Raw genomic sequence first — 6,639 nt, 5'->3', positions numbered from 1 at the left:
TGGCCCGGGCGGCCGCCGCGGGCGCCGGCCCAAGGGCGATGTCCGCCTGGCCGCCCTGCTCCTCATCGCCGAGGAGCCGCGCAACGGCTACCAGATCATCGAGGAACTCGCCTCGCGCTCCAGCGGCGCATGGAAGCCGAGCTCCGGCGCGGTCTACCCCGCGCTCGCCCAACTCGAGGACGAGGGCCTGATCGAGGCCTTCGACAACGACGGCCGCAAGGCCTTCCGGCTCACCGACGCCGGCCAGCAGGCCGTCGAGGACAACGAGGCGCCGGCCCCGTGGGAAACGGCCACCGCCGACGCCAGCGAGGCCATGGGCGGCCGGCCCGGCGGCGAGATGTGGCAGGCCTTCGGGCAGGTCGCGATGGCCGCCAAGGCGGTGTCCGCCACGCGTGACGCGGCGACGATGACCGAGGCAGCCAAGGTCCTCGAGGACACGCGGCGCGCGCTCTATCGGATCCTCGCCGACGGCCCGCAGGACGAGCCCGTCGACGCCGAGATCGTGGACGACGAGAGCTGACGCTCACGCAAAACTGACTGCGCGGCATACCGAGAAGCGTTTCCGGTATGCCGCCCAGCCGCGTTGTCGTCCCGCTGCGCCAGCGGATTCACCGGCACGCGGGAGGCTCGAGCTGGGCCGGCCGAGTCTAGGCTGGTGGGCAACGAGAGGAGCCCCATGAAGATCACCGACAACGGTCCTGAGCCCAATGTCTTCGACATCGAGACGGCCACGAAGGAGAACACGACCTATCGCACGGTCGCGTGGACCGGGAAGTATCTCCAGGTGACCCTGATGTCCATCGAGCCCGGCGCATCGATCGGGCTGGAGGCCCACCCGGAGACGGACCAGTTCCTGCGGCTCGATGCCGGCGAGGGCGTGTGCAAGATGGGCCCGGCGAAGGACGACCTCGCCGAGACCGAGGTCAGCGACGGCTGGTCCATCCAGGTGCCGGCCGGCACATGGCACGACGTCGTCAACACCGGCTCCGAGCCGCTGCGGCTGTATGCCGTCTACGCCCCCTCGCACCACGCGCAGGGCAAGGTGCACGAGACGGCCGAGGACGCCGAGGCCGACGAGAAGGCCGGCACCGACGAACCGCCGGAGTGGACGGTCCAGCCGGGAGAGGGCGCCGCGGACAAGCACGCCTGACTCCCGCATCGAGAGTCCGGCATCCGCCTGAGGTCTCATGAGATCTTGGCTCATGGCTGACGACCCCGACCACGATCACTCCGGGGGCAGCGAGCTTTCCGAGATGGACGCCCGCGTTCGGGCACTGGAGACCCTGCTGACCGAGCGTGGCCTCGTCGACCCCGCGGCCCTCGACGGGATCGTCGAGACCTATGAACACGAAATCGGCCCACACCGCGGTGCGCAGGTGGTCGCCCGGGCATGGACCGACCCGGACTTCCGTGAATGGCTCGTGCGCGATGCCACCACGGCGGTCGCGTCGATGGGCTATGGCGGCCGGGCCGGCGAGCACCTGATCGCCCTGGCGAACACTCCGGAGGTGCACAACATGGTCGTGTGCACCCTGTGCTCGTGCTATCCCTGGCCGGTGCTCGGGTTGCCGCCGGTTTGGTACAAGACGCCCGCCTATCGGGCCAAGGCAGTACGCGACCCGCGCGGCGTGCTCGCCGATTTCGGTGTGACACTTCCCGATTCGACGCGCATCCGCGTGTGGGACTCCACCTCCGAACAGCGCTATCTTTTCGTGCCGATGCGGCCGGACGACACGGAGGGCTGGGATGCCGAGCGGCTCGCCACGCTCGTCACGCGCGACTCGATGATCGGAACTGGGCTGGCGAGTGCGCCGTCGCAGGAGACGGTCTCGTGAATGGCGTGCACGACGTGGGCGGTATGCAGTGCTTCGGCGCCGTCCGCCCGGAATCGGACGAGCCGGTCTTCCACGCCGAATGGGAGGGTCGCGTCCTGGCCCTCACCTTGGCGACCGGTGCCTTGGGGGCTTGGAACATCGACCAGTCCCGCAGCGCCCGCGAATCGTTGCCGCCGGCGGTCTATCTGAGCAGCAGCTATTACCGGATCTGGTTCGAGGCGCTGGAGGGGCTTCTCGGCCGGAGCGGCCTGCTCGACGGCGGGTTCGCCGCGCGGGCGCGCACGTGGCCTGAGATGAAGTCCGCCCTCGACGCCTCCAATTCCTTTGCCCGAGAGACGGATTCGCCGCCCCAGTTCGCCGTTGGCGATCGGGTGCGAGCCCGGATGATCCACCCGGCCGGGCACACGCGGCTGCCCCGGTCCGTGCGCGGCCAGGTCGGCACGATCGTGCTGGTCCACGGTTCGCAGGTCTTTCCCGATCGTGACGCCGTGCCGATCGGAGAGCCGGCGGACCAGACGCCCGAGTGGATCTATGCAGTCGAGTTCAGCGGCACCGACCTGTGGGGCCCGGACAGCGATCCCACTGTGACCGTCTGCGTGGACGCGTGGGAGCCCTATCTCGAGGCGGCGTCGTGACGGCCCCGGCGCCTCGGCCGCCCCGCGACTATCCGTTCGAAGCTCCTTGGCAGGCACAGGTTTTCGCGATGACGATCGCACTTCAGGACCAAGGCCTCGTCGGCGCCGAGGAATGGGCCCAGGCCCTGGGCGCGCGGATCGCCGCCAGTGCCGTGCCCGACGGCTCCGACTATTACGAGTGTTGGGCTGCCGCGCTCGGCGATCTGCTGGCCGCCAAGGAGCTGCTGTCGCGGGAGGACCTGCTCCGCACAACGGCCGCCTGGCACGCGGCGGCGGCTCGCACCCCGCACGGTCAACCCATCGTCCTGGACGCGGGGGGCAGCCGCGCCGGTGGTGTCACCTGAGCAGAACCGGGGTTTTGACGCCGGTTTCGCTACGGTGACGGGCAGGAGCCACGCGGGATCGGTTCACCCGTTGTATGCGGCCTCGAGCGGGGCGATGTCCAGCTTGGTCATCGCCTGCAGTTGGCGCACCACCCGGCCCACGGGTTCGGAATCGGCGAGCAGCTCGCCCAGACGAGTGGGGATGACCTGCCAGGACAGCCCGAACCGGTCTCGCAGCCACCCGCACATCGTCTCTTCGCCGCCGGCGAGCAGACCCGTCCAGATCCTGTCGAGGTCCTCCTGGGTCTCGACGTAGACCTGGAGCGAGACCGTCTCGGAGTGGGGGAACTGCGGACCGCCGTTCAGGGCGACATAGCGCTGGTCGCCGAGGCGGAAGTGGACCTGCATGACCGCGCCGGGCGTGCCCTTGTCGACGTCGTCGGGATAGCGCGAGACGCCGGTGATCTCCGCATCGGGCAGCAGACTCGTGTCGTGCTCTGCTGCCTCGAGGCCGTCGGTGTCGAACCAGAGACAGGTCTGGTAGCGCGCTGCATTGGTCGTCGTGCTCATGATTCCTTCTCCTTCGGGTGATTCGCTTCGGCGGTGAACAGTTGCCGCAGGTAGCGGCGGAGGTGCTCGATGGAGTCGAGCACGATCTGGGGATCGTCGCCGGCCTTGCTGACGACGAAGGCGCCGTGCAGGACGACGAGGATGTGGACCGCGAGGCTCCGCGCGGTGACCTCCAGGGCCGGTGCGTGCTGGTCGATGGCGGCCTGAATGTCGGACTCGAGAGTGGCGGCGTGCTCGAAAAACATTGTGCCGCAGGCGTCTCTGATGGCCGGGCTGGTGGCAAACGCCTCCTGGACCATCGTGCCGGCCACGCAGCTGTATGCCGCCGGCCCGCCCTCGATGAGAGAGGCCCGTAGATCGAGGTAGGCGAAGATGCGCTCGAGCGGGTCGCGCTGCTGGTGATAGCCGGCGACTGCGAAGGGTCACCAAGGGGGCGTTCTTTCATCAATTCGCCACCAAGGAGGCGCTCGCCGTGGCGGCGGCACAGGAGTGGGGGGCCACGACAGGAGCCTGAGTTCGAGGGCTCACCCCCACACAAAGTCCGACGTTTGGCGGGTCAGGACGCGTCAAACGTCGGACTCAGGGGGTAGCGGGGGTCAGCCAGCGGAGCAGGTGCTGGTAGGTCTCCTCGCTGTTGAGCAGGCCCAGATGGTGGGTGCCGTGGACGACGGCGATGTCGTCCTCGGTGAACCGCCGTGCCTCCCCTGCCAGGTGGGCGTGGGTGGCGGACGTGACGGGCACGAGGAAGTCGCTGAGTCGGTCGTGCCCGCCGTCCGGATGCGCCTTGCCCCATGCCGCGCCAACCGCCCGGTGCAGGATGCCCATTGCCGGAGCGGGATGGGTGCGGCCGTCGACCAACTCCTCTACGTCGAGGCTTTCCCAGTCTGCCGCAAGGATATTGCCGTGAGCCAGGTCGCGCACGGAGCCGCTGCGTGCACGCATCACCTGCGCTGCAGTCCGCGTATGGCGTGAGCGTCCGAGCCACGCCGTGGCCGCGAACGCTCCACGCGCCAGCGGTGAGCCATGGTGGGGCGTCCCGAGCGTGATCGTATCGGTGACCAGGCCACGCCACTGTGTCGCCGGGTCGTCCTCGACCTGCGCGAACGCACTGTGGATGATCAGGCCGCCCATCGAGTGCCCGATCAGCGCGATGCGCCGCACCGGGACCGGCCAGGCCTCGACGAGATCCGCCAGCAGGCCGGCGAAGAGGCGGCCGTTCTCCGACACCCGAAGCCCCGTGTTGTAGCGCACCATCACCGGGGTCAGACCGAGGTCGGCGCGCAACCGGTCGGCATACGGCGGGCGGGTCTTGGCCGACAGCCGCCACGCCGCCTCGGTCTCCACGAGCCCGTGCAGGAAGACGACGATCTCGTCCGTCGCTTCGGGGTATGCCGCGCCGACGCCCTCGCGCGTCAGTTCCACTCGGGTGCCGCGTTCGCGCACGTGCATCGTGGGGCGCAGCGACGGGACCTGTCCCACAAGGGAATCGTCGATGAGGCCACTGCCGATCGCGATGACGTGGTGAGCCGCCGGCCCGTCGTGCAGGCTCGCGTGGTCGGCGCCGGAACGGGCCTTGCGGGCGGCGACGGCGGCGCCGACGAGCCGGCTGCCCACGTCGAGACCGCGTCCGGTCACGGCATACACGCCCTCGGTGATCGTGTCCTGAACGACCCGGATGGGCCGGGCCGCGGGCCCGGCGAGGGCGTCGACGACGGCATACACCCCGTGGCTGATCCCGCCGTGGATGTCCCGGATCAGCCCGGTCCCGGTGCGCAAACCGGCGCTGGCGGCCTTGCCCGCATCCCGTGCCTCGTCAGCCTTCACCGTCCCATCATGACGCGGGCGGCGGCTCGGCCTGCTGGTAGGAGCGCGAAAGCACACGATAGGGCGGGGAGATCATCGCCACAGCGACGGCGACGAGCATGAGCAGGCCGGAGGCGATGAAGACCAGCGCGATGCCGCGGGCCTGGCCGGCGCCGACGAGCCACCCGAAACGCTCCTGCCCCTCGGCGGTCTTCATATAGGGGATGAGACCGTATTGCGCGATGGGGCCGATGAGGAAGGCCGAGACCGGACTCGCTGCCACCTCGACGCTCTGCGCGAAGCCGAAGACGCGTCCCTGCTTGGCGAAGGGCACCACCCGCTGCAGGATCGTCTGCTCGGCCGCCTCGGCGATCGGGATGACGCACATGAAGAGCAGGATGCCGCCGGCATACACCCACCACACCTCGCGGACGGTGAAGAAGATCCCGATCAGGGCGACGACGACGTTGACGAGCATGAGTGAGCGAAGTGGCTTCTCTCCCAGTCCGAACCGGGCCACCCACAGGCCACCGAGCACGAAGCCGAAGCTCGTCACGCCGAGCACGATCCCCCAGGACTCGACGCTGAACAGCGTCAGCCCATAAGGATCCATGAGAGCCATGTAGACGCCGCCGACCAGATTGTTGAAGCAGGAGAAGAGGATCAGCGCGCCGAGGCCCGGGACGGCCCGGATGGCGCCGATCGCGCCCCGGATGTCGAAGGCCGGGGGCCGGGCGCCCTCGTCACGCGGGGGCCGTTGCTCGGGGATGGTGATCGTGAGCAGGTGTCCCAGCGCGAGCGCGGTCAGGCCGATGGCGAGGCCGAGGGTCCAGCCCATGCCGAGCAGCCCGATCGACAGCCCGCTGAAGACACTGGTGATCATGAAGGCGATGCCCTGCACGGTGCCGACCTGTCCGTTGGCCTTGTCGCGCTGGCCGTCGGGGACCAGCAGGGTGACGGTGGTGGACAAGGCGATATTGCGCAGGCTCTCGACGACTCCGCCGAGCAGGATCACGCCGGCGAACGCCCAGAAGACGGGTCCGTTCCAGTCGACCAGGCGCTGCGTCGGGAACAGCAGGTACAACGCCCCCGCAAGCATGAACATGACGAGAGTGATCGCACTGGACGCCACCATGACGGCGTGCTTGCGGTGGTGATCGACGAGCGTGCCGAAGAAGATGCCACCCACGGCGATCAGCAGCATGTAGGAGCCGCCGAGGATCGAGGTCGCGAGCACCGACTTGGTCTCGAGATAGGCCCAGAACGTCAGGGCGAACCACAGATAGCTGGTCGTCACATTGGCCACGAGCGTGTTGGCGAGCACGGCCCGGAAGGCGCGCAATGTCTGCGGGCCGGGGGTGATGCCCGGCGGCAAGCGGGCGGCGTGGTGCTCGCTATGGCCGGGCGCGTCGGGGCCGTCGGCCGGGCTGCCCTCCGGTCCCTCGGTCATGGCCGAAACGCTAGCCGTGGTCA

9 protein-coding genes are annotated in these 6,639 nt (G+C 69.2%); 5 read left to right on the top strand and 4 right to left on the bottom strand.

Annotation, left to right across the window (positions count from 1 at the left end; translation table 11 throughout):
- From BN11_RS18300 to BN11_RS18280, 5 genes are all read left to right on the top strand, one after another.
- Window positions 1–520 (top strand): PadR family transcriptional regulator (locus tag BN11_RS18300; protein ID WP_048699746.1); only part of this gene is annotated, 520 nt, incomplete at its 5' end.
- 156 nt (window positions 521–676) lie between these two features.
- Entirely contained in the window at window positions 677–1,150 is a 474-nt protein-coding gene (locus tag BN11_RS18295) for a cupin domain-containing protein (protein WP_048699744.1), read from the top strand.
- 52 nt (window positions 1,151–1,202) lie between these two features.
- Window positions 1,203–1,835 (top strand): nitrile hydratase subunit alpha, encoded by a 633-nt coding sequence (gene nthA / locus BN11_RS18290; protein WP_048699742.1) that lies wholly within the window; start codon window positions 1,203–1,205, stop codon window positions 1,833–1,835.
- The gene (gene nthB / locus BN11_RS18285; RefSeq protein ID WP_048699740.1) at window positions 1,832–2,470 is read left to right on the top strand and encodes a nitrile hydratase subunit beta; all 639 of its coding nucleotides are present in this window, start codon (window positions 1,832–1,834) and stop codon (window positions 2,468–2,470) included. Before nthA ends, nthB begins: the two co-directional genes overlap by 4 nt.
- Entirely contained in the window at window positions 2,359–2,814 is a 456-nt protein-coding gene (locus tag BN11_RS18280; RefSeq protein WP_327152882.1) for a nitrile hydratase accessory protein, read from the top strand. Before nthB ends, BN11_RS18280 begins: the two co-directional genes overlap by 112 nt.
- A 63-nt stretch (window positions 2,815–2,877) precedes the next feature.
- Here the strand turns inward: BN11_RS18280 and BN11_RS18275 are convergent, their stop codons facing one another.
- The 4 genes from BN11_RS18275 to BN11_RS18260 form a co-directional block, all read right to left on the bottom strand.
- Window positions 2,878–3,363, bottom strand: a complete 486-nt coding sequence (locus tag BN11_RS18275; protein ID WP_048699735.1) for a VOC family protein — start codon at window positions 3,361–3,363, stop codon at window positions 2,878–2,880.
- Entirely contained in the window at window positions 3,360–3,737 is a 378-nt protein-coding gene (locus BN11_RS18270; protein ID WP_407668008.1) for an LmrA/YxaF family transcription factor, read from the bottom strand. The genes BN11_RS18275 and BN11_RS18270 overlap by 4 nt, the downstream gene beginning before the upstream one ends.
- A 205-nt stretch (window positions 3,738–3,942) precedes the next feature.
- A complete protein-coding gene (locus BN11_RS18265; protein WP_048699733.1) occupies window positions 3,943–5,187 on the bottom strand; it encodes an esterase/lipase family protein in 1,245 nt (414 codons plus the stop codon).
- A gap of 7 nt (window positions 5,188–5,194) precedes the next feature.
- Entirely contained in the window at window positions 5,195–6,616 is a 1,422-nt protein-coding gene (locus tag BN11_RS18260; protein WP_083434061.1) for an MFS transporter, read from the bottom strand.
- Between the last annotated feature and the right edge of the window lie 23 nt (window positions 6,617–6,639).

This window comes from Nostocoides australiense Ben110 (assembly GCF_001050535.1).
GTDB lineage: Bacteria > Actinomycetota > Actinomycetes > Actinomycetales > Dermatophilaceae > Nostocoides_A > Nostocoides_A australiense.
Note: the sequence above shows the minus strand (reverse complement) of the source record. Positions and strands in the feature narration are given on the sequence as shown.